Consider the following 20,784-nt stretch of genomic DNA (forward strand, 5'->3'; position numbering starts at 1 on the left):
TTTTCCACGGATCTTGATTGGACACCATGAGCCAGACCGCGACGATTTTGGTCATTGATGACGAGCCGCAGATCCGCAAATTCCTGCGCATCAGCCTGGCCTCCCAGGGCTACAAAGTGATCGAGGCCGGTACCGGCAACGAAGGCCTGGCCCAGGCCGCGTTGAGCAAGCCAGACTTGCTGGTGCTCGACCTTGGCCTGCCGGATATGGACGGCCAGCAAGTGCTGCGCGAGTTTCGCGAGTGGTCGATGGTGCCGGTGCTGGTGCTGTCGGTGCGCGCCAGCGAAGGGCAGAAGGTCGAGGCCCTCGATGGCGGCGCCAATGACTATGTGACCAAACCCTTCGGTATCCAGGAATTCCTCGCCCGAGTGCGCGCCTTGCTGCGTCAGGCGCCGGCGGGCGAGGCCCAGGAAGCGGCCTTGCGGTTCGGGCCGTTGACCGTGGACCTGGCCTATCGGCGAGTGCTGCTGGATGGCCTCGAAGTGGCGCTGACCCGCAAGGAGTACGCGGTGCTGGCGCAATTGGCGCGGCATCCGGGGCGGGTGATTACCCAGCAACAATTGCTCAAGGACATTTGGGGCCCGACCCATACCGAGGACAGCCACTATCTGCGCATCGTGGTGGGGCACCTGCGGCAGAAGCTGGCGGATGACCCCACACAGCCGCGGTTTATCGTGACGGAGGCGGGGGTGGGGTATCGGTTGTTGAGTGTCTGAGATTGTTGGCGCCTGTGCCGGCCTCATCGGGGCAAGCCCCCTCCCACATTTTGAATTGTGAATATATTCAAGTGTGGCAGGGGGCTTGCCCCCGATGAGGCCCTCAGCAACACCACCAAACCTCAGGACTGCTCACTCTCATACCGATCCAACGTATCACTGGCAATTTCCCTACCCAAGGCAATCAACTCCGGCGCCTTGTAAAACTCGAAAAACCGGCACACCCGCTTCGGCACGTTGATCAGGATGTCCGGCGGGTAACCCGCAATCTTGTACTGCGCCAGCGACGTCTGCATCACCTCGAAACTCTGGTTGATCAAATCCAGCAATGACGCCGGGCCGACGTTATCGATGATGAACGACCGGTGGCCGACTTCGGCGCCCCGGCCTTTTCCGGCGCGGCGGCGGGTTGCTGGGATTCGGGCTCGGCAGAGTCCAGCCACGGGTTGATCTCCGCCGACTGTGCCTCCAGGGCTTCCTGCTCGAGCTTCATCAGTTGTTCGGCCTGCTTGCGGCGAAACGGCAAATGCGACCCCAGTGATTTCGCCAGGTTGTTGAAGCGACTCTTGAACGCCGGCGGGCGCTGGATCACCGGCAAGTGGTAGTGCTTCTGGTTGGTGGCGTTGAGGTTGACCGCAATGATCAAATCGCAATGGCTCGACACCACCGGCACGATCGGCAGCGGGTTGAGCAGGCCGCCGTCCACCAGCATGCGGTTGCCTTGCATCACCGGGGTAAACAGGCTGGGGATCGCCGCCGAGGCGCGCATGGCCTGGTGCAGGCAACCTTCCTGGAACCAGATTTCCTGTTGGTTGGTGAGGTCGGTGGCGACGGCGGTGTAGGGGATGCGCAGCTCTTCGATATTGATTTCGCCGACGATCTTGCGGATCTGCCCGAAGACCTTCTCGCCGCGAATTGCGCCGAGGCGAAAGCTCACGTCGACCAGGCGCAGCACGTCGAGGTAGTCCAGGCTTTCAATCCAGTTGCGGTACTCGTCCAGCTTGCCTGCGGCGTAGATCCCGCCCACCACCGCGCCCATGGAGCAGCCGGCGATGCAGGCGATGTCATAGCCGCGCCGTTCGATTTCCTCGATCACGCCAATATGGGCGTAGCCCCGGGCCCCGCCAGAGCCCAGCACCAAGGCAACACGCTTTTTCATGGACAATGTCCTCCCCTAGACAGGTACCCACAATGCACCCTTTGAGGGGGCGGCTTCAATCTTCGCGGGCCCTGCAATATTTTTCCAGAATAGCCACGGGGCTCGGGTATGCTCTGGCAATCGGCGGGTTTGATTTCAGGCTGACTGAAAAGGCACTTTTCCTTGTAGGCAACGTCTACACCGTACGACTGTTTTTCTTAATTTGAGGTGTCATCGATGAAAGCCTGGATGTGTGTGCCTGTGATTGTGTTGGCCCTTGCCGGTTGCGCCGGTAAAACTGCTTACCGCGACAGCTGCGGCACGCAACTGGATGCGGCGTGGCACGAACTGGACCTGGCCAAGGCTGAAGGCTTTGCCGGTACCGTCAGCTACTCCAAGGCTTTGTCGCTGTTGACCGGCGCCAAGACCCAGCAACAATTCGAGGCCTTTGAAGGTTGCTCCAACAAGGCCGAGAAGGCACGGTTCTACATTCGTGAGTCGCGCGCCGGGCGTTGATCGGTAGCGGCAACAGGATTTTTCATCGGAAAGTGAGGGCGGCATGTCAGCTTTGGTCGATCGGTTAGTCGCTCAGGTCATTGGCCTGGAAGTTGGGTTACTGAGCTGCCAGGCTCGCCTTGCCGCTGTTACCGATGATGAAGCCCTGCACGACCTGCGCACCACGGTGCGGCGCCTGCGCAGTTTGTTGCGCCCTTTGCGCGGGCTGCCGGGTGTGGAGCAGCTTGAATTGGCCGCCAGCGCGGTCGGCCAATTGACTACGCCGCTGCGCGACCGCGAGGTGCTGGCGGCGTATTTGCACCAGCACGGCCATCACCAAGCCGCGGATCGGCGCTTGCGCCTGCAACCCGAAGCCTATCGCCACGTGGCGCAAAGCCCGGAGTTGGCTCAGTTGTTGTTGATCCTCGACGCCTTCCCGCGTTTTATCCGTGCTTCCCACCATCAGAAATTGCTCAATGGCCTACGTTCGCGCATCGAGAAGCGCCTGGCCAAGCAATGGCACAATCTTGACGCTGCACTCAAGGATCCGGGCCATGACCGCCATCGCCTGCGGTTGTTGATCAAGCGCGTGCGCTACGCCGCCGAAGCCTATCCCGAGTTGGACAAACTGCCCGCCAATGCCATGTCACGTCTGAAAAAAGCCCAGGCTGCCCTGGGGGATTGGCACGACTGCTGGCAGTGGCTGGCCCAAGCCGAGCACCAGGCTGATCTGCAACCGTGTGTTGCGGTTTGGCACCGCACCATGGCCAAGGCCGAAGGGCAGGCGGACCGGGTGCTGGATAAACTCAGCGCGGATTGTTTCTGAATCGGTCCGGTTTTTGGCCGGAATAAGCGCTGTACCTTACTGGCACGATGGTTAAGATCCCCCATCTGTTTCTTTTGATGTGAGGTCGCCATGCGCTTTAGTGATTTGCTCGACACCGCCCGTAGCAACCCGCTGGATGTCACCATCCCCGCTGAATGGGCCCAGGGGCGCGCCAGTTTTGGTGGCCTGGTGGCCGCGCTGGAGTACGAAGCGCTGGGCGCTCAGGTGCCGGCAGATCGCCCATTGCGTTCGCTGGCGATCACCTTCGTTGGCCCGGTTGCGCCCGATGTGCCAGCCAGTTATCAAGTCGAAGTGTTGCGCGAAGGCAAGGCCGTGAGCCAGTTGCTGGGCCGTGTGGTGCAGAACGGTGAAGTGGCGACGTTGGTCCAGGCCAGTTTCGGCGGCTCCCGGGAGTCGGAAATTGACGTGGCCAGTGAGCCGCCACCGGTGTTCAAACACTGGGATGAATGCCAGGAGCTGCCTTATATCAAAGGCGTCACGCCCGAGTTCATGCGCCATCTGGCGATGCGCTGGAGTGTCGGCGGCCTGCCGTTTACCGGCAATAAATCCCGCGAGATGGGCGGCTGGGTGCGCTTGCGTGGGGATGTGAAAGAAGAGCCGCTGACCGAAGCGCACATTCTTGCATTAGTCGACGCCTGGCCCCCAGCCATACTGCCTCACCTGAAAAAGCCTGCGCCGGGCAGCACCCTGACCTGGACCATCGAATTCATCCAGCCGCTGCAAAACCTCACGACGCTGGACTGGTGCCAGTACCAAGTCACCATCGAACACGCCCGCGACGGCTACGGCCATGCTGCGGCTGCGTTGTGGAGCCCGACGGGCGAACTGATCGCGCTCAGCCGCCAGACCGTGGTGGTGTTCGCCTGACTTTCAGAAACGCTTGCTGGCTTGAGCTTCCAGCTTATGGCCGTGGCGTTGCAGCGCCACGCCTGCCAGCACACCAATCACACCGACGGCGAAACTTGCCAGGCTCACGCTGAACACACCGGACGCCATCAGCAGAAACCCGATGATCAACAGCGGCACGGCAATCAATTGCAGCCCTGCATTAGTCGGGTTCCGGTGGTTTTGTGGTTGATTGCGCCATTGCCAGGCGGGGAGATTGGGATGACGTTTGCCCATGATGGTGAATCCTCTGTCCGTTGAAACGATATGGGCAGAGTTTAGGTGGGGGCGGGTGGAAGGGGCGAATTGGGGTTGGCTATGGGGTTCATAGTTACGGGGCCGAAATCGCACCCTTATTTTTATAAATCAATGTCCGACCAAGTGTAGTCTCCAGGCTCAGGGCAATTCATATATACCGAGGGCCCAGCGAGAGACAACCACGTCGCTCTAAATTCGACAGAGGCGCTCTTTGATTTTGCGGTGAAGGTGAAAATGCCATTTTCTTGCTTTATTGTCACAATAAAAACCTCTCGGCTAGGAAGGTTCGCTATTTTTAAGTCACTCATTTCTGAACAGCTCAGTCCTATCCTACATGTGTTGTACCCTTGGTCTTTCCATTTTTCGGGTAAACGATCAGGAAACTCTGGTATGTCAAAGCCAATGCCGAAAGAGTATTGATCGTTTTCTATATTTAATGAGTGGATATAAGCCTTTTTTATTTCAATTGCCCGGCTGAATACTTTGTTGAAAAAATACGGATCCGTCGAGTTCGTTCCAGTACTTCATTTTTTAGCCTTGAATAAGTAATGATCTTTTGTCCCCGGAATACTGCCGGTTCGCGGTGTGTCAATTGGGCGTAGATTAAAGTGCGCGCCTTGATCACCTTCTCCGTTTCGAGCCCCAAATTTATGCCCGGCGGAATGGTCTTGGGTTAATACATTAACGGAGAAGTGCATCGGCGGTCCCTCGCGCTGGTTGGTCAGACGAGAGACTTTGGGGGGTTGGTAGGGAAAAGAAGTAGGTGTTATTCGACAGCAGGGCTAGGACGTTTCGCAAACACTTTGAGCAAACGGAGAGACAGTTGTAGGTGGCGGATTACACGTTGAATCCACCTACAACTTCAGTTGCCCAATCGCCTTGCTCAATTCCCCCGCCAAGGTCGCCAGCTCATTGCTGGTAGTCGCCGAATCCACCGTCTGCTGCACGGTGTTCTCGGTCACATCGCGAATGCTCACCACCGCGCGGTTCATCTCTTCGGCCACGTGGCTTTGCTGTTCGGCGGCGACGGCGATCTGGGTGTTGCTCTCGCGCATCTGTGCCACGGCGCCGGTGATTTCAGCGAGGGCGGCGCCGGCTTCCTGGGCTTGTTGCACACAGTCATCGGCCTTGAACGAGCTTTCCTGCATAAAGTCCACGGCGTCGCGAGTGCCGGCCTGCAGGTCCGAGACCATGCGGGTGATTTCGTCGGTGGAGCTTTGTACGCGTTTGGCGAGGTTGCGCACTTCATCGGCGACCACGGCAAACCCACGGCCCATTTCCCCGGCGCGCGCGGCTTCGATGGCGGCGTTCAGGGCGAGCAGGTTGGTCTGTTCGGCGATGCTGTGGATCACGCTGACCACGCCGTTGATTTTCTGGCTGTCCTCGGCCAGTTTCTGGATCATTTCGGCGGTCTGTTGCACGCCGGTGGACAGCCCGGCAATCGAGCGTTGTACGCGGGTGACCACCTCCTGGCCGCTGCCGGCGAGGGTGTCGGCGGTCTGGGACAGGTCGCGCGTGGCGCCGGCATGTTGGGCGATATGGTAGACGGTAGCCGTCATTTCATTGATCGCGGTGGCGGCCTGGTCGGTTTCGCTTTGCTGGCCGAGCATGCCGTGCTGCACCTCGTTCATGCTGCTGGCCAGGCGCGCGGCACCTTCGTCGAGTTGCCGGGCGGTGCGCGCCACGGTGCTGACCACCCGTTGGTAGCCGGCCTGCATGGCGTTGAAAGCGCTGGCCATCTGGCCGACTTCATCCTTACAGGCCAAGGGCACGCGGGCTGACAGATCGCCGGTTTTCTCGACGTGCAGCATCACGTCCTTGAGGGTGTTGAGTTGGCTGAGCAGGAAGCGGATCAACAGCTGCGACGCGCCGAGCATCGCCAGCATCAGGATCGCCACGGCCACGGCATAGTTGGCGAAGCGCTCGCCGAATACCTGGCTCAGGCTTGGCGCGTAGGCGAGTACGGCGACGTACTGCCCATCCGGGCGGGCGATGACTTCAGCGCCCATCAACGGGTTTTCGCCCAACAGCGGCATGTGGTTGAGTTCGACCCAGCCGGTGGCGCGGCTCAGGGCTGTCAGGTCCAGGTCGGCCAGTTGTGGGACTTGGCCACGCGCGAACGTCAGCCATTGCTCACCCTTGGGCAGCGGTTTTTCGGCCGGCCAGGCATTGAGCAATCGCCCCTGGGCCTGCGCCGAGGCCTGGGACGCATCGCTGCGCGCCTGTTGTTCGAGCTGCACGGCGTACAGCACCAGCAGCAGGGTGGTGATGAAAGCGACCGCGTTGACGGCCCAGAATTTGTACTTCAGCGAGATATTGCTAAGCCAGGCACCCATGGAAGGTTTTCTCTGATAGCGGAAACAGCATTGGCAAGGTGCCATTATTGTGCCGCTACTCAGCAAACCGGTTTTGACATGGGTCAATGCGCCGCATCAATCCACGGCCGGTAACCCAAAAAATGCGCGAGAGCAGGCGGTGCTGTGTTCGGCCAGGTCTTCCAGGCTTTCGTTGCGGTGCAGGGCGACTTCGCGCAGCACCTCCGGCAAGTAGGCTGGTTCGTTGCGACCATTTTTCGGTTTGGGTCGCAGGGTGCGTGGTAGCAGGTACGGCGCGTCGCTTTCCAGCATCAGACGGCCGCGGGGAATTTCCCTGACCAGCGGGTGCAGGTGTGTCCCACGGCGTTCGTCACAGATCCAGCCGGTGATGCCGATGTGCAGGTCGAGGTCGAGATAGCTGAACAACGCCTGCTGTTCGCCGGTAAAGCAGTGCACCACGGCGGCGCTGAGGTGGTCGCGGTAGTCCTTGAGGATCTCCAGCAGGCGCTGGTTGGCGTCGCGCTCATGCAGGAACACCGGCAGTTTCAGCTCGACGGCCAGGGCCAGGTGTTCTTCGAGGACTTTTTCCTGTTGCGGGCGCGGGGAAAAATCCCGGTTGAAATCCAGCCCGCATTCGCCCACGGCGCGCACACGGCTTTCGCCGAGCAGGCCGCGCAAACGCTGGGCGCTGTCGCCGTTCCAGTCGCTCGCGGAGTGGGGGTGGATACCGGCGGTGCTGAACAGGCGTTGCCCGCTTTCGTCGAGTTTTACGCAGAGCTCCAGGGCCTGTTCGCTGCCGTCGACACTGGTGCCGGTGAGCACCAATTGCTGCACGCCGGCGGCGTAGGCTCGGTCGAGTACGGCCTGGTGCTTGTCGTCGAAACTGGGGTTGGTCAGGTTGACGCCGATATCAATGAGTTGCATGGTGCTACCTCCGCCTGCGGCCGGAAAGCATATCAGAGCTGTAGATTTATAAGAAAATCTAAGAACTACAATGAGTTATAGCTGTCTTTGAACGTCGCAAGTGACATTGTGGTTGGCCGAACGCCTTGCCCTGTGCCACCGTTGCGCGCAAAGCCTGCGCTTAAAGCGCTCTGTTTCTGACGCCCAACGCCTCGTTTTTCGCGAGGCTGCTGGCCAGTATTCTTTCCGGAGAGCGGATGATCCGACCCTCGGCGTTGCTTATGTTGTGCCTGACGTTACTGCTGCCCATGGCGGCGGTTGCGCGTCTGGACGGGCCGCTGGAAGTGACCAAGCCCGGCAAGGTCCGCGACCTGGCGGAAATCCGCTCCAGTCGCACCCTGCGCGTATTGGTCAACCAGAGCCGCAACAGTTCCGGCGAAGTGCAGGGCCAGGCCATTGGCGTCGAATACCATCGCCTGCGCGCCTTCGAGCAGTACCTCAATGGTCATGCCCGTGATGGCCAGGAAATCAACCTCAAGATCATTCCCAAAGCCAAGGACCAGTTGCTCGGCGCCCTGGCCCGGGGTGAAGGCGACCTGGTGGCCCCCGGGGAATTACTCGATGTGAAGGCCGCACACAAGATCAGCACCAGCGACCCGATTGCCAGCGATGTGCCGTTGTGGCTGGTGGGGGTGAAGGGCGAGCGGCGCTTTACCAAGCTGGAGCAGCTGTCGGGGCGTACCCTGGCGCTGACCACCGGCAGCGCGGCGGCGGATGCGATCAGCCAGGTCAACCAGAAGCTGGCCTTGCACAAGCAGCCGCCGATCAAGGTGGAGTGGGTGGACCCGACCCTGGCCGTGGAGGATGTGCTGGAGATGGTCCAGGCAGGTATTTTCCACCTGACGATTGTCGAGAAGCCGATTGCCGAGCGCTGGTCGAAGATCCTGCCCAAATTGCGCTTTGACAAGCAGGTGGTCATCAGCGAACCCGGCGACGAATACTGGTTTGTGCGCCAGGACGCTTCGATGCTGCGGGCCAGCATCGATCGATTCCTCAAGACCTATCGAACCCCCTCCGACCAGGATGTGGCGTTCCAGCGTATCTACCGTCGCCTTTATCAAGTGCGTAACCCATTGGCCCGGGTCGACCGCCAGCGCCTGGAAAAACTGCGCCCGGTCCTGCAAAAGCACGCGCGCGAGCAGGGCATGGATTGGCTGAACCTGGCCGCACTGGCCTTCAAGGAGTCGGCGCTGGACCCCGGCGCGCGTAACAGCGGTGGGCCCACCGGGCTGATGCAAATCACGCCTTCGGCGGCGCAGCGGGTGGGGGTCAGCAATATCGAGACCCTCGACAGCAATGTGCAGGCGGGCGCGCGGTATTTGTCGATGATTCGCCGCAAGTTTTTCTCCAGCCCAAAGCTTAACGAGCGCGAGCGCATGGCCTTTGTGCTGGCGGCGTACAACATGGGGCCGGAACGGGTGCAGGGCATGCGCACCGAAGCCAAGCGGCGGGGCCTCAACCCCAATCAGTGGTTCTTCCAGGTTGAACGCATTGCCATGGAGCAGGTGGGGATGGGCGGCGTCAGCTATGTTAATAGCGTGAACAAGTACTACCTGGCGTTCGATCGGGAGCGTGAATCCCTGGAGCCGCCAGCGCCGAAAGTCGCCTCACGGAAGTAATCGAGTTTATCGATATTAATCAGGCATTTTTTCGGCTTTTATCATTGTTTAAACTGATTAATATAGCGGCCAACCAACCCCTACTTCAAAAAGGATTACCACCATGAGCCCACTGATCAAAAGCATTCTGACCACCCGCGCCGGTTACGGCCTGACCATTCTGCGCATCGTTGTCGGCATCATCTTCGCCGCCCATGGTTCGCAAAAACTGTTTGGCTGGTTCGGTGGCTACGGCTTGGCGGGCACTGCCCAGTGGATGGAAAGCATCGGCCTGGCGCCGGGTACCCTGATGGCATTGCTGTCGGGCGGTACCGAGTTCTTCGCCGGCCTGGCCTTGATCATCGGTTTGCTGGCTCGCCCTGCGGCATTGGGCCTGACCATCCTGTCGCTGGTGGCGATCTTCTCGGTGCATATCCATAACGGGCTGTTCATGGCCAACAACGGTTATGAATTCGCGCTGGCCTTGCTGGGCGGCTCGCTGGCGGTACTGCTGGAAGGCGCCGGCAAACTGTCTGCGGACCGTGCCATCGCCCGCTGAGTCTTCTGCAAAAGCCTGAATCGGCCCGCCCTGTGCGGGCCTTTTCGTTGCTCGCGATTCTTGACACCGCCCCACCGGCTTCTCTAGGATGCCGCTCATGCGCCGATTTAAACAGCTAATTGCGGGGCGCCATGGGTGATCGTTATCGGTCCCGACAGAAGCCTGTTCCATGCTTCGAAATTCCGCTAAAGCGCTGGTTCGGTGTTGCCTCTCACCTGCCCGCAGACTTTTGAGGCAGAGACACGACACGATGAATGCACTACGCCCCCTGATACGCCTGGCCCCGATTACCGCGGACCTCACTCAACGCAATCCGAAAATTCTCCTGGGCGGCAAGCACCAGCCGACGTTGTTGCGTTATCTGGATGGCTGGCCGCGTCGTACCGGCCGACCCTCGGCGTTCCTGATCCAGTTTGTCGAAGACGGCGATTCCCTTGCGCGTTTTGCCAGCAACAGTTTCGATCTGGCGGTGATCCAGGCCCCCAGCGCCGGCAACGCGGCTGAAGTGATCCACCAACTGACCCGCATTGCCAGGCAAGGGCTGATTGCAAGGCGTTGAGCGTTTAGTGAAATACGCTGCGCGCGTGCAGACGCCGCCGGCGATTCCCCAGGAACACTATCCAGGCCATCAGGCATAAAGTAAGCGGGATCGTGAAGGTCACCACCAGCTTTATTGCCAGCTCAAGGCGGTTTACCTGTGCGTAAGCGTCGACCTGCAAGGCATGCAGTTCCATGGGCAAGCGCAGGCGCTCCTTGTTGAGTGCTTGCAGCTGGGTAGTGGGGTCCACGGCCTGGCTGCCGAGTGTGGTTTTTTGCGGGCTCAATTGTTCCCATTCCTGTTCGGTGCGTTGCAGGCGCCGCTCCAGTTCGCTGGCCTTCGCGCGGTAGGCTTGCTCGGCAGCCCCGCGCAGCGTCTCCAGCAGGGTGGGGGCTCTTTCCTGCATCGCATGCGGGCGGATGCTGGCGAGTGCATCGGGAACGGCCAGGTTATCCAGGGTATTCAAAACGAATAACGCGTTGCCGTCAGGCGCCGAGCCGCTGATGTTATCCGAGAGCACGTCCGTATCGGCAACCACCACGACATGGATCTGCGCAGCCTTCTGTAGACCGGGCGGCTGGCCCTTGATGCCGTCAGGGAATGCGGAATACCCCGGCCCCTCGATACGGGCGGCGATCACGTGGCGCTTTCCTTGAAGGGGCGTGTTGTCATCCGCTGGGGCGAGCGGGTTGGCGCCAGCAAATTGCTCGGTATCCAACAGCCTGGATTGCTCGGAGCTCTGCAGGAGCGGGATGAAGCTTGTGCGACTTTTATTGAGTCGTGAGAGGGCGCCACTGCTCGACACCGTTACCTGTTTCAATTTCCAGGTGCTGACATCGTGTGTGTTCATCGCCTGCCGGGGCAGGTCCAATCTGGCCGGATGCTGTGCCGCCGTAGTACCGGCGTCCGACGTCGCCCACGATGAGTAGAGGTTGTCGACCAGCCATTTGTTCGCCGGCATCTGGATGCCCCAGGCAGCCAGCAGTCCGTCGAGTTGGGAGTGGGTGGGCGTGGTGTTGGCGCGTTGCTCGCTGAGCGGGTCGATGAACATCATCAATTTACCGCCCTTCAACACGAATTGTTCAATCCCGTACAGGGTCGGCTCGGGCAATGCGCGTGGGTGCACGACCATCAGCGTTTGCAGGTGTTCCGGGATGCGTTCGGTGCTGGAATCCAGGTTGACCAGGTTGAAGTGCTGCTGCAATTCCTTCACCAACCGGCCTGCGGATTCCCCGATCGCCAACCCTGACAACAGCCCGACAAGGGGGCGTTCCGGGTGCTGCAACTTATAGATCAGGTGGCTGATTTCATACTCGAGCAGCGGTTCGCGCTCCACGCTGAATGATTCAATGCGTTGTGCACCGTGGCCGGCACGGGTGCCGATAAGGCCTAGAAAGCCGACTTCATCATCCAGCCCAAATAACCCTGCCTTGTAGGCGTCTTCTGAAAAAGGAGCAGGCTCGATAAGGTGCAGATTGATCATGCCTTTAGCGGCTTTTTCGTACTCCTTGAGCAAGTCCTCAATACGCGTGCCGTACCTTTTCAGGGCGTAGCTTTTTTTCGGATCGCTGCTCGCATTGAAATAATACAAGTCCACTGGGCTTTCCAGTGACGTCAGCAAGTGTCGAACAGGGGCAGACAGTGTGTGGGTTTTTTGTTGTGAATAATCCCAGCGGATATCCGGGAGTTTAGTTATCCAGACCAGGTTGAACGCCAGAAAAAGTAACAGTATGACGGTCAGGGTCATACCTGCGCGCAGAACGGATCGCATAGAGGGTTTCCCTTCTCAACTGTGTTTATAGTTGAGTGTGACGGTCGTTGCAGCGAGAAACGCCAGGATCATGCTGATGAAATACAGCATGTCGCGAAGTGTGAACTTGCCATCGTCAATAGTGCTGAATCTTGAAAAAGGGCTGAGGGTCGCCAGGCTGTCGATCAGCCAGATGGGTTGTTGATGTTCAAGTGCGTCCAATAGTGATGAAAGCCCGCTGGCGATCAGCAGCAAGCCAATCGTCAGAATGGCGATAACCGTACGCTGACGTATCAGGGTGAAAATAAAACAACTGGCGGACAAGTAACTCCCCGCCAACAGCCAGCTTGCAATGAATTGCGAGGCAATGACGCCGTTGTCTGCGCTGCCCAGGTAGTTGGCAATGATGACCAGGGGGGAGATCAGCATCAGGCTGATACCGATCACGAACCAGGCGGCCAGAAATTTGCCGACCACCCATTCAACCGGGGTGATGGGGAATGTTTTCATCAGGTTGAGGAAGCCTGTATTGGATTCATCCGACCAGAGCCGGGTTGCCAGTACCGGTATAAACAGCAAATAGAACCAGGGATGAAACTGGAAAAAGGCCTGTAGGTCGCCGCTGTCTTGTTCCAGCCACGGGGTGATGTACATCCCCACTGTGACGGACAGGGCTAAAAAAATCGCAATACTCAGGTAAGTGTCCGGCGCGCAGGCGTAGCTGACGAGTTGGCGCTTGAATATGACGGGTAGCAGTTTCAAGAGGACGCCTCTCGGCTCAGATGATGAACCACGTCGTTCAGGCGACCTGGCTCCAGACTCAGTGAGTTGATTTTCCAGCGACGATTGGCAATGAGCGTGTTGATGTGCGGGTAGATGGCGTGCCCCGGCATGGCCAGGACGGTCACTGTGCCGGGCGCATGCCGGTGTTCTTCGATGCCGGCCACACCGGGCAGCACCGCCAGGGCCAAGAGGTCCAGGGGCGTTTCTGCCGTGAGGGTGACCGCCTGGAAATGACGAGATTCGCGTTGTAGCTCGGGCAATGGGGTATCAGCCACCAGGCGACCGTCGGCGATGATCAATGCGCGAGTACAGAGTTCGGATAATTCATCGCAGTGGCGGGACGCGATGATGATCGTCATTTCCTGGGTCAGGGACTGGATGAGCGCCCTGAATCGGTGTTTCTGATCAGGCGCGAGTCCTTCAGTCGGTTCATCCAGTAACAACAGGGCGGGCCCATGGAGGATGGCTTGGGCAACCGCGACTTTGCGCTTGGACCCAATGGAGAGGGCATTGAGTGGAGCGCTGAGTATCGGCCACAACTCCAGGCGCGTGGCAGCCTCTTCAACGCGTACACGCTTTTCGCTGCCGTTGAACCCACGCAGGGCCGCGATGAAATTAAGAAACTCTTTAACCGACATCGTGGGGTGATCGAAGTCCAGGTCAAGTTGGTACCCGATGAACTTTTTGGCTTTGAATGTTTGGGTTTGTGTGTCGAAGCCCTGGATAGTTATATGGCCGCTGGAAGGCTGCACAGCGCCCGATATCATATTCAGAAGTGCTGTCTTAACGGTGGGGTCCTCACCAAATAATCCCAGGCATTCTTTTTGAGTGGCACTGAATGAAAAGCTGTTAATTATATTTTTCTTGTCCTGGTGTTTTGTCAAATTACTTATTTCGATCATTTTATTACCGGACAAGTTTGGGTTCACAGTGGGGGAGGGACCGAAAAAGGGTACGGACAATAGGGGGGTTTGGGAACGCTGCTTCGCACTTATAAGAAGAGTCCTACGTGCTTGTTAGGCGGGTCACTGGAACAATCGTGGTGTGTTTTTAACCCTTTAATTGTCGCCCTTAGTATCGAGGCCTGATTACGATGATGCTGCTACGTACCCTTGTTCTTGAACGCAACGGTGAGGATGCTCCGGTCAACGGTGCACTGCTCTGTGGGTTTGCTGTAGGTCAGATTGCCTCGAATTTTCTTGTTTATAGTCTGGATGAAGAAGTGGAGCCGGGCAGTGCCAGGGTCTATATCGCGGCGTTGCGCAAAAAAGCCGAACGGTATTTTCTGGACGGTGTTGAAACAAAAGACGACCTGCAGGTGGCAATGCATGTTTTCAAGCAAATCCTGACGCTGGCTGCGTCGGGCGCCAAGCCGGGCGGCGTCGTCGAAACCCAGGTGCCTTATCATTTTGTCGATTTGAAAGGCTGCAAGCTGCCGCCCGCCAAACCCGATGATCACCATTCGATGATCATCAAAAAGGCGCTGGTGATGAAGGTGATCACCTTGGGTATGGCCGCTCCGGCGCTGCCGGCAATCGAAAGTGCTTCATTGATCGTGCCGTCCATTCGCTTTTCATCGCAGATGAACTCGGTTGCGAAGGTGTCGAGCCCATCCGAACCTGCCCGGCGGCCTGCGCCTGAACAGGCTGTCGAAGAACTGCAGCAGGTGCCGCTCGAGACGCCGGTAAGCAGGGTGGTGGCCGCACCCGTTGCCCCGCGTGAGCAAGAGAAGTTTGCGCAGCCGATGTTGGCGGCGCCGGTGGACGACAGCAGCTTGTTCGAAGTGGACAGTACGCTGACCAACCTCGCGCGCGTCGCCCAGGAGCTGACCCAGCAAAAACTGGCTGCCATCGAGCGGGAGGGCAGGCTTGAACAATGGCAAGCCCAGTTGCAGCAACAGCAAAGCCAATTGGATGAGAAAACCCATGAACTCGAGCAGCGCATCACCCAGTTGCAGGAGCAGTCGTTGGCCGTCAGCCAGAGGACCGATGCGCTGAAGGTGATGACGTCGCAGGTGTCGGTCTTGCGCCAGAGCTTGCGAGGTACGTTGCTGGAGCTGGATCAGGCGTTGGATGGCTAGACTGGCCTGGCTACTTTCCCCGGTTCATTTATCATCAACGCCAGCCAGCCGAAGCCGGGGAATGATGCCCTGGCCTGTCGGCACCTATGGACATTGCCCGGGGATGCGTGCGTTTGAGTACCAAGCTGATTACCAAAGAAGGTCATGAAGCGCTGAAGAAAGAGCTGGATTACCTCTGGCGAGAAAAGCGCCCCGACACCACGCGCAAGGTGACATGGGCTGCTTCGTTGGGGGATCGCAGTGAGAACGCCGACTACCAGTACAACAAGAAGCTGCTGCGCGAGATCGATCGCCGGGTGCGCTACCTGCGTAAGCGTCTGGAAGACATGCGTGTGGTCGAGTACATGCCCGAGCAGGAGGGCAAGGTGTTTTTCGGGGCGTGGGTCGATATCGAAAACGAGCAGGGCGAGACCAAGCGTTTTCGCATCGTCGGTTATGACGAGATTTATGAGCGCATGGACTATATCTCCATCGACTCACCGATGGCCCGCGCGCTGTTGCGCAAGGAAGTCGACGATGAGGCCATGGTGCAGACGCCTGGCGGCGAAGTGTGCTGGTGGATTACCGCTATCGAATACGTGAAGTAGCCGGCATTGGCCCGCACCCTGGAAAGGGCGCGGGCCATCAAGGTTTCAGCCTTCGCGCAAGACGGTCAGCGGGCTGGCATTCAATGCGCGGCGCGTACCGAATACCCCAGCGCCACCGATCAGTACGGCACCTATCACCGGCAGCAGCAACAGCCAGGGGTGAGGTTGCCAGGCCAGGTCAAACGCATAACGGTACAAGCCCCAGGTCACCAGCTCCGTTCCCAGCGCCGCCAGCAACCCGCTGACCGCACCCAGCAAGCCGAACTCGATGCGCCGGGCCTTGACCAGCAGCTTGCGCTCGGCGCCCAGGGCACGCAGCAGCGCGCCTTGGCGGATACGCTCATCGAGGGTGGCTTGCAGGCCGGAGAACAGCACCGCCATCCCGGCTGCCAGCACGAACAGCAGCACGTACTCCACCGCCAGGGTCACTTGGGCGAGGATGCTGCGCAACTGCTCCAGCAGCGCTTCGACCTGCAGGATGGTCACCGCCGGGAAGGCCCGCGACAGATCGACGATTTGCTGGTCGTGACCGGGTGCCAGGTAGAAGCTGGTCAGGTAGGTGGCAGGCAGGTCCTTCAAGGTGCCCGGTTGGAAAATCATGAAGAAGTTGGGCTGGAAGTTATCCCAGTTGATCGTCCGCAGGCTGGTGACCCGCGCTTCACGATTTTCCCCACCCACAGTAAAGACCAGGTGGTCGTTGAGTTTGAGCTTGAGGCTTTCGGCGACCTTGGCCTCGACCGAGACGCCGGGAATCTCATCGCCCGGTTGCTGCGACCACCACGTGCCTGCGGTCAGGGCATTGCCCGGCGGCAGGTCGGCGGCCCAGGTCAGGCTCAAGTCACGCTGTACCGCGCGGTCGCCACTGGAATCCTTGCTGACAATTTCCTGCACCGGCTCGCCGTTGATGCTGATCAGGCGGCCCGGCACTACCGGGTACAACGGCGCAGACTGTGCCTGCAGTTCCAGCAGGCGCGCACCGAAGGCGTCTTTGTCGGCCGGCAGGATATTCAGCGCGAAATAGTTGGGCGCGTCCTTGGGCAACTGGTTCTGCCAGGTGTCGAGCAGCTCGCCGCGTAGCAGGGCGATCAAGCCCATGGACAGCAGGATCAGGCCGAACGCCAGGGATTGGCCGGCCGCCGCCAGCGGGTGGCGCAGCAGTTGCCCCAAGCCCAGGCGCCACGGCAGCGAGGCACGGGCCAGCAGGCGTCGCAGGCTTTGCAACAGCAGCAGGAGCAGGCCACCCAGCACCAGCGCGGCCACTACGCCACCGCCGAGCAAGGCGAAGGTCAGCACCAGGTCGAGGCTCAGGCGCCACATGATCAGGCCGAGGGCAAACAGCGCCGCACCGTAGACCATCCAGGTGCTGGACGGGATCGGCAGCAAGTCGCGACGCAATACCCGCAGCGGCGGCACACGACCCAGGGCGGCCAGGGGCGGCAGGGCGAAGCCGGCGAGGGCGACCAGGCCGGTGCCGATCCCGGCAACCGCCGGTAGCAGCCCGCCAGGCGGTACATCCGCCGGCAGCAGGTCGTGGAGGAAGTAGAACAGGCCAAACTGCGCCAGCCAGCCGAGCAGGGCGCCAGTCAAGCTTGCGAAAAGGCCCAGCACAGTCAATTGCAGGCTGAACAGCAACATGGCTTCGCGTCGCGACAAGCCGAGGCAACGCAACAGTGCACTGGCGTCGAAACGTCGCGTGGCAAAGCGGTTCGCCGACAAGGCCACGGCCACGCCGGCCAGCAGCACCGCCACCAGGCTGGCCATGTTCAGGTAACGCTCGGCCTTGCCCAGTGCGCCGCCGATCTGTTGGTTACCGTCACGCGAATCCTGCAGGCGCTGGTTGGCGGCGAGGCCAGGCTTGATCAGGTCACGATAGGTTTGCAGCGCCGTGCTGGCCTGCGGCCCACGCCACAGTTCGCGGTAACTGACGCGGCTGCCGGGCTGGACCACGCCGGTGGCGTCGAGGTCGGCGAGGTTGATCATCACGCGGGGCGTGAGGCTGTAGAAGTTGCCGGCGCGGTCGGGCTCATAGGTCAGGATACGCGCCAGGCGCAGGGTCTTCATGCCCACGTCGATGCTGTCGCCGACCTTGAGGTCGAGTGCCGTCAGCAGGCGCGCTTCCACCCAGGCTTCGCCCGGTTTTGGGCCGCCACCCGGGGTTTCATCGCCAAACGGCGCGGCGGCGCTCTTGAGCTGGCCACGCAGCGGGTATTGCTCGTTGACCGCCTTGATGCTGGAAAGCTGGATGCCATTATCGGTGGCGATGACGCTGGAAAATTCCACCACCCGGGCGTGGTCCAGGCCCAGTTCGGTGCCGGAGCGGATTTGTTCCTCACGGGCTGGTGAGCTGCCTTCCAGCACCAGGTCGGCACCCAGGAACTCGGTGGCGCGCAGCATCATGGCGCCATTGAGGCGTGCACCGAAGTAACCGATGGCAGTGCTGGCGGCCACAGCCACCAAGAGGGCGAAGAACAACACGCGCAATTCGCCGGCGCGGGCATCGCGCAGCAATTGGCGCATGGCAAGGCTGAACAGACGCAACAGCGGCAAACGTGCCATCAAGGCTCCAGGGGCGCGACCATCAGGCCGGCTTCAAGGCGGATCAGGCGTCGGCAACGGTGGGCCAGGCGCTCGTCGTGGGTGACCAGCACCAGGGTCGTGCCGCTTTCTTTATTGAGTTCGAACAGCAGGTCGCTGATGCGCTCGCCGGTGTGGCTGTCGAGGTTGCCGGTGGGTTCATCGGCAAACAGCACGTCCGGTTCGGCGGCGAAGGCCCGGGCAATCGCAACCCGTTGCTGCTCGCCACCGGACAACTGGCGCGGCGAGTGGGTCAGGCGCTGGCCCAGGCCGACGCGCTCGAGCAGGTGTTTGGCGCGTTCGCGGGCGTCTTTGCGGCCGTCCAGCTCCAGCGGCAGCATCACGTTTTCGAGCGCGTTGAGGCTGTCGAGCAACTGGAAGGATTGGAACACGAAGCCCACGTGCTCGGCGCGAATGCGCGCGCGCTGGTCTTCGTCGAGGGTGCTGAGGGCCTGGCCTGCGAGGGTAACTTCGCCGCTGCTGGGCAGGTCGAGCCCGGCCAGCAGGCCCAGGAGGGTGGATTTACCGGAACCGGAAGCCCCGACGATAGCCAGGCTATCGCCCTTGTTCAGTTCCAGGCTCAGTTCGTGCAGGATAGTCAGTTCACCTTCCGCGCTGGGAACCACTTTGCTAAGGTTCCGCGCGGTGAGAATGCTTGCGCCCATGGAGAATCCGATGCGAATGTGGTTTTTGAGTGCTGGCCTGGCCTTGATGTGCATGGCCCAGAACGCAGCGGCGGGTACAGTCCTGATCGTTGGCGATAGTATCAGTGCCGGTTTCGGCCTGGATACCCGCAAAGGGTGGGTCGCGCTGCTGGAGCAACGGCTCAAGAGGGAAGGTTTCGACGATAAAGTGGTTAACGCTTCCATCAGCGGCGACACCAGTGCCGGAGGCCTGGCGCGGCTGCCGGCGGCGCTTGCAGAGCATAAGCCGGACGTGGTGGTGATCGAGCTGGGCGGTAACGATGGCTTGCGTGGACAGCCGCCAGCGCAATTGAAACAAAATCTTGCGTCGATGATCGAGCAGTCCAGGGCTGGCGGTGCCAAGGTGCTGTTGTTGGGCATGCAACTGCCGCCCAATTATGGCCCGCGCTACACCACTGCGTTTGCCGAGGTGTATGGCGCGTTGGCCAAGGAAAAAAGCGTCCCGTTGGTGCCGTTTTTCCTCGACGGCGTCGGTGGTCATCCCGACCTGATGCAGGCCGATCAACTGCACCCGGCGGTCGGCGCCCAGGGCAAGTTGCTGGAAAATGTCTGGCCGACGCTAAAACCGCTGCTATGACGCTTTTCTACCGGCAGGCTTTCGGCTAAGGTGGCGCCCCCCCGATTTGGAGCCCCTGATGTCGCGTCCTGCCTGGTCCCTGTTTAACTACCAACTGATCGAGCCGGACGAGCAGCTGGATCTGTTCGCCTGCCAGGAAGTGCGGGTGCATCTGGTGACACGTCAATTGGAACTGGGCGGCACTATCGATCGCACCTTGTGCGGCACCTTGTTGCCGGCGCAACCGCGCTGGTCGCTGGTCGACCGGTCGATCTTCCAGGACCAACGCCTGTGCCCGCTGTGCCGGGCTATTCTTGAGTCGCAGAAGCGTGGCACGCCGCCGATCTGGCCGGAGCTGCGCTTCGAGCTGTAGGTGCGCCTACAAGCTTGCAGCTAGAAGCGCGCTTCACGTATACAATCGATTTTTACCTACCCGTCGTTCTGCGAAGGATTTTCCGGATGTTGTCGCGCCTCTCCGTCGTCACCTGCTGCCTGTCTCTCGCTGCACTTTGTGCGGCCGGTTCTGCGTCAGCTTTGCAGTTGCCCTTGCCACCGCCGGGCGAGGACATCGTCGGCCAGGTCCAGGTGATCAAGGCTAAGTACGAAGACACCTTTGCTGACCTGGGCACCACCTATGACCTGGGCTATTCGGAGATGGTCGCGGCCAACCCGGGCGTGGATGCCTGGTTGCCGGGGGCGGGCACCGAGATCGTGCTGCCGACGCGGTTCATCCTGCCGCCGGGCCCGCGCGAAGGCATCGTGATCAACCTAGCGGAATACCGGCTCTACTACTTCCCCAAGGGCCAGAACGTGGTCTACACCTTCCCGCTGGGGATCGGTCGTGAAGGCTGGGGCTCGCCCATCGCGCATACCAGCATCATCGCCAAGACGCCGAACCCGACCTGGACGCCGCCGGCCTCGATCAAGGCCGAGCACGCCGCCAACGGTGACCCGCTGCCCAACGTGGTACCGGCCGGCCCGGACAACCCCTTGGGCCCGTTCAAGTTCACCCTGGGCACGCCGGGTTACCTGATCCACGGTTCCAACATGAAGTTCGGCATCGGCACGCGCACCAGTCACGGCTGCTTCCGCATGTTCAACAACAACGTGCTGGAGATGGCAGGCATGGTGCCGGTGGGCACGTCGGTGCGCATCATCAACGACGCCTACAAGTTCGGCAGCAGCGGCGGCAAGGTCTACCTCGAAGCGCATACGCCATTGAATGACGATGGCACCCCGTCGGTGGTCGACAAGCACACCGCGGTGATCAACGCCTTGCTCAAGCGTGAAGACCTGGCCAACCAGTTGCGGGTGAACTGGGATCAGGTACGCGACGTGGTCGCGGCGGAAGATGGCCTGCCGACTGAGATCGGTGTGCCGGGCGCAGCACCGATAGCCTCCAGCGCGCCGATCGACCTGCAGCAGTAAAACGTGTGGG

At 60.3% G+C, this 20,784-nt stretch carries 21 protein-coding genes and 2 pseudogenes; 12 read left to right on the plus strand and 11 right to left on the minus strand.

Going from position 1 to position 20,784, the window contains the following annotated elements; genetic code table 11:
• Positions 1 to 26 precede the first annotated feature (26 nt).
• On the plus strand, positions 27 to 716 hold the full coding sequence (locus AC0IYH_RS11130) for a response regulator (protein WP_116629573.1): 690 nt from the start codon (positions 27 to 29) through the stop codon (positions 714 to 716).
• Positions 717 to 838: 122 nt separating this feature from the next.
• Here AC0IYH_RS11130 and AC0IYH_RS11135 read toward each other — a convergent pair.
• Positions 839 to 1,875 (minus strand): annotated as a pseudogene (locus AC0IYH_RS11135) (patatin-like phospholipase family protein).
• Positions 1,876 to 2,091: 216 nt separating this feature from the next.
• Here AC0IYH_RS11135 and AC0IYH_RS11140 point away from each other — a divergent pair.
• From AC0IYH_RS11140 to AC0IYH_RS11150, 3 genes are all read left to right on the plus strand, one after another.
• Positions 2,092 to 2,370 carry a hypothetical protein gene (locus AC0IYH_RS11140; protein ID WP_010176194.1) on the plus strand — a complete coding sequence of 93 codons (279 nt, stop codon included), beginning with the start codon at positions 2,092 to 2,094 and terminating at the stop codon, positions 2,368 to 2,370.
• Between the two features lie 43 nt (positions 2,371 to 2,413).
• Positions 2,414 to 3,175 (plus strand): CHAD domain-containing protein, encoded by a 762-nt coding sequence (locus AC0IYH_RS11145; RefSeq protein WP_471834336.1) that lies wholly within the window; start codon positions 2,414 to 2,416, stop codon positions 3,173 to 3,175.
• A 90-nt stretch (positions 3,176 to 3,265) separates the two neighbouring features.
• Complete coding sequence (locus AC0IYH_RS11150) at positions 3,266 to 4,063, plus strand: acyl-CoA thioesterase (RefSeq protein ID WP_471834338.1); 798 nt, start codon at positions 3,266 to 3,268, stop codon at positions 4,061 to 4,063.
• Between the two features lie 6 nt (positions 4,064 to 4,069).
• Here AC0IYH_RS11150 and AC0IYH_RS11155 read toward each other — a convergent pair.
• From AC0IYH_RS11155 to AC0IYH_RS11175, 5 genes and pseudogenes are all read right to left on the minus strand, one after another.
• Positions 4,070 to 4,318: pseudogene (locus AC0IYH_RS11155) on the minus strand (terminase); the annotation flags it as partial.
• A gap of 122 nt (positions 4,319 to 4,440) precedes the next feature.
• The gene (locus tag AC0IYH_RS11160; protein WP_471834430.1) at positions 4,441 to 4,806 is read right to left on the minus strand and encodes an Imm50 family immunity protein; all 366 of its coding nucleotides are present in this window, start codon (positions 4,804 to 4,806) and stop codon (positions 4,441 to 4,443) included.
• 57 nt (positions 4,807 to 4,863) lie between these two features.
• Positions 4,864 to 5,109: an HNH/endonuclease VII fold putative polymorphic toxin gene (locus tag AC0IYH_RS11165; RefSeq protein ID WP_471834432.1), complete on the minus strand. Its 246-nt coding sequence runs from the start codon at positions 5,107 to 5,109 to the stop codon at positions 4,864 to 4,866.
• A gap of 84 nt (positions 5,110 to 5,193) precedes the next feature.
• Complete coding sequence (locus AC0IYH_RS11170) at positions 5,194 to 6,675, minus strand: methyl-accepting chemotaxis protein (protein ID WP_471834340.1); 1,482 nt, start codon at positions 6,673 to 6,675, stop codon at positions 5,194 to 5,196.
• Positions 6,676 to 6,771: 96 nt separating this feature from the next.
• On the minus strand, positions 6,772 to 7,578 hold the full coding sequence (locus AC0IYH_RS11175; protein WP_116629581.1) for a TatD family hydrolase: 807 nt from the start codon (positions 7,576 to 7,578) through the stop codon (positions 6,772 to 6,774).
• 236 nt (positions 7,579 to 7,814) lie between these two features.
• Here AC0IYH_RS11175 and AC0IYH_RS11180 point away from each other — a divergent pair, with 236 nt between their 5' ends.
• From AC0IYH_RS11180 to AC0IYH_RS11190, 3 genes are all read left to right on the plus strand, one after another.
• A complete protein-coding gene (locus tag AC0IYH_RS11180) occupies positions 7,815 to 9,236 on the plus strand; it encodes an MltF family protein (RefSeq protein ID WP_471834342.1) in 1,422 nt (473 codons plus the stop codon).
• Between the two features lie 103 nt (positions 9,237 to 9,339).
• Positions 9,340 to 9,774 carry a DoxX family protein gene (locus AC0IYH_RS11185; protein WP_116629583.1) on the plus strand — a complete coding sequence of 145 codons (435 nt, stop codon included), beginning with the start codon at positions 9,340 to 9,342 and terminating at the stop codon, positions 9,772 to 9,774.
• A 250-nt stretch (positions 9,775 to 10,024) separates the two neighbouring features.
• Positions 10,025 to 10,333 (plus strand): class I SAM-dependent methyltransferase, encoded by a 309-nt coding sequence (locus AC0IYH_RS11190; protein ID WP_116629584.1) that lies wholly within the window; start codon positions 10,025 to 10,027, stop codon positions 10,331 to 10,333.
• A 4-nt stretch (positions 10,334 to 10,337) separates the two neighbouring features.
• Here the strand turns inward: AC0IYH_RS11190 and AC0IYH_RS11195 are convergent, their stop codons facing one another.
• From AC0IYH_RS11195 to AC0IYH_RS11205, 3 genes are read right to left on the minus strand one after another with little or no spacing between them, the layout of a single operon-like run.
• Positions 10,338 to 12,083 (minus strand): Gldg family protein, encoded by a 1,746-nt coding sequence (locus AC0IYH_RS11195; RefSeq protein ID WP_471834344.1) that lies wholly within the window; start codon positions 12,081 to 12,083, stop codon positions 10,338 to 10,340.
• 15 nt (positions 12,084 to 12,098) lie between these two features.
• On the minus strand, positions 12,099 to 12,824 hold the full coding sequence (locus tag AC0IYH_RS11200; RefSeq protein ID WP_471834346.1) for an ABC transporter permease: 726 nt from the start codon (positions 12,822 to 12,824) through the stop codon (positions 12,099 to 12,101).
• Positions 12,821 to 13,747 (minus strand): ABC transporter ATP-binding protein, encoded by a 927-nt coding sequence (locus AC0IYH_RS11205; protein WP_471834348.1) that lies wholly within the window; start codon positions 13,745 to 13,747, stop codon positions 12,821 to 12,823. The genes AC0IYH_RS11200 and AC0IYH_RS11205 overlap by 4 nt, the downstream gene beginning before the upstream one ends.
• 191 nt (positions 13,748 to 13,938) lie before the next feature.
• Here AC0IYH_RS11205 and AC0IYH_RS11210 point away from each other — a divergent pair, with 191 nt between their 5' ends.
• Together AC0IYH_RS11210 and greB are read left to right on the plus strand one after the other, a co-directional pair.
• Positions 13,939 to 14,925: a hypothetical protein gene (locus AC0IYH_RS11210; protein WP_471834349.1), complete on the plus strand. Its 987-nt coding sequence runs from the start codon at positions 13,939 to 13,941 to the stop codon at positions 14,923 to 14,925.
• A 113-nt stretch (positions 14,926 to 15,038) separates the two neighbouring features.
• Positions 15,039 to 15,512, plus strand: a complete 474-nt coding sequence (gene greB, locus AC0IYH_RS11215) for a transcription elongation factor GreB (protein ID WP_122773115.1) — start codon at positions 15,039 to 15,041, stop codon at positions 15,510 to 15,512.
• Between the two features lie 45 nt (positions 15,513 to 15,557).
• Here greB and AC0IYH_RS11220 read toward each other — a convergent pair whose 3' ends face one another.
• Positions 15,558 to 18,068 (minus strand): ABC transporter permease, encoded by a 2,511-nt coding sequence (locus AC0IYH_RS11220; protein ID WP_116629589.1) that lies wholly within the window; start codon positions 18,066 to 18,068, stop codon positions 15,558 to 15,560.
• Complete coding sequence (locus AC0IYH_RS11225) at positions 18,068 to 18,751, minus strand: ABC transporter ATP-binding protein (RefSeq protein WP_003218726.1); 684 nt, start codon at positions 18,749 to 18,751, stop codon at positions 18,068 to 18,070. Before AC0IYH_RS11225 ends, AC0IYH_RS11220 begins: the two co-directional genes overlap by 1 nt.
• A 10-nt stretch (positions 18,752 to 18,761) precedes the next feature.
• Between AC0IYH_RS11225 and AC0IYH_RS11230 the strand changes: the two genes are divergently transcribed.
• The 3 genes from AC0IYH_RS11230 (at position 18,762) to AC0IYH_RS11240 (ending at position 20,774) form a co-directional block, all read left to right on the plus strand.
• Positions 18,762 to 19,367 carry an arylesterase gene (locus AC0IYH_RS11230; protein WP_122773055.1) on the plus strand — a complete coding sequence of 202 codons (606 nt, stop codon included), beginning with the start codon at positions 18,762 to 18,764 and terminating at the stop codon, positions 19,365 to 19,367.
• A gap of 58 nt (positions 19,368 to 19,425) precedes the next feature.
• Positions 19,426 to 19,719 (plus strand): hypothetical protein, encoded by a 294-nt coding sequence (locus tag AC0IYH_RS11235; RefSeq protein ID WP_043205006.1) that lies wholly within the window; start codon positions 19,426 to 19,428, stop codon positions 19,717 to 19,719.
• A gap of 86 nt (positions 19,720 to 19,805) precedes the next feature.
• Positions 19,806 to 20,774, plus strand: coding sequence for a L,D-transpeptidase family protein (locus tag AC0IYH_RS11240; RefSeq protein ID WP_122773056.1), 969 nt, complete (start codon positions 19,806 to 19,808; stop codon positions 20,772 to 20,774).
• Positions 20,775 to 20,784 lie beyond the last annotated feature (10 nt).

The organism is Pseudomonas sp. AC463, assembly GCF_979253585.1.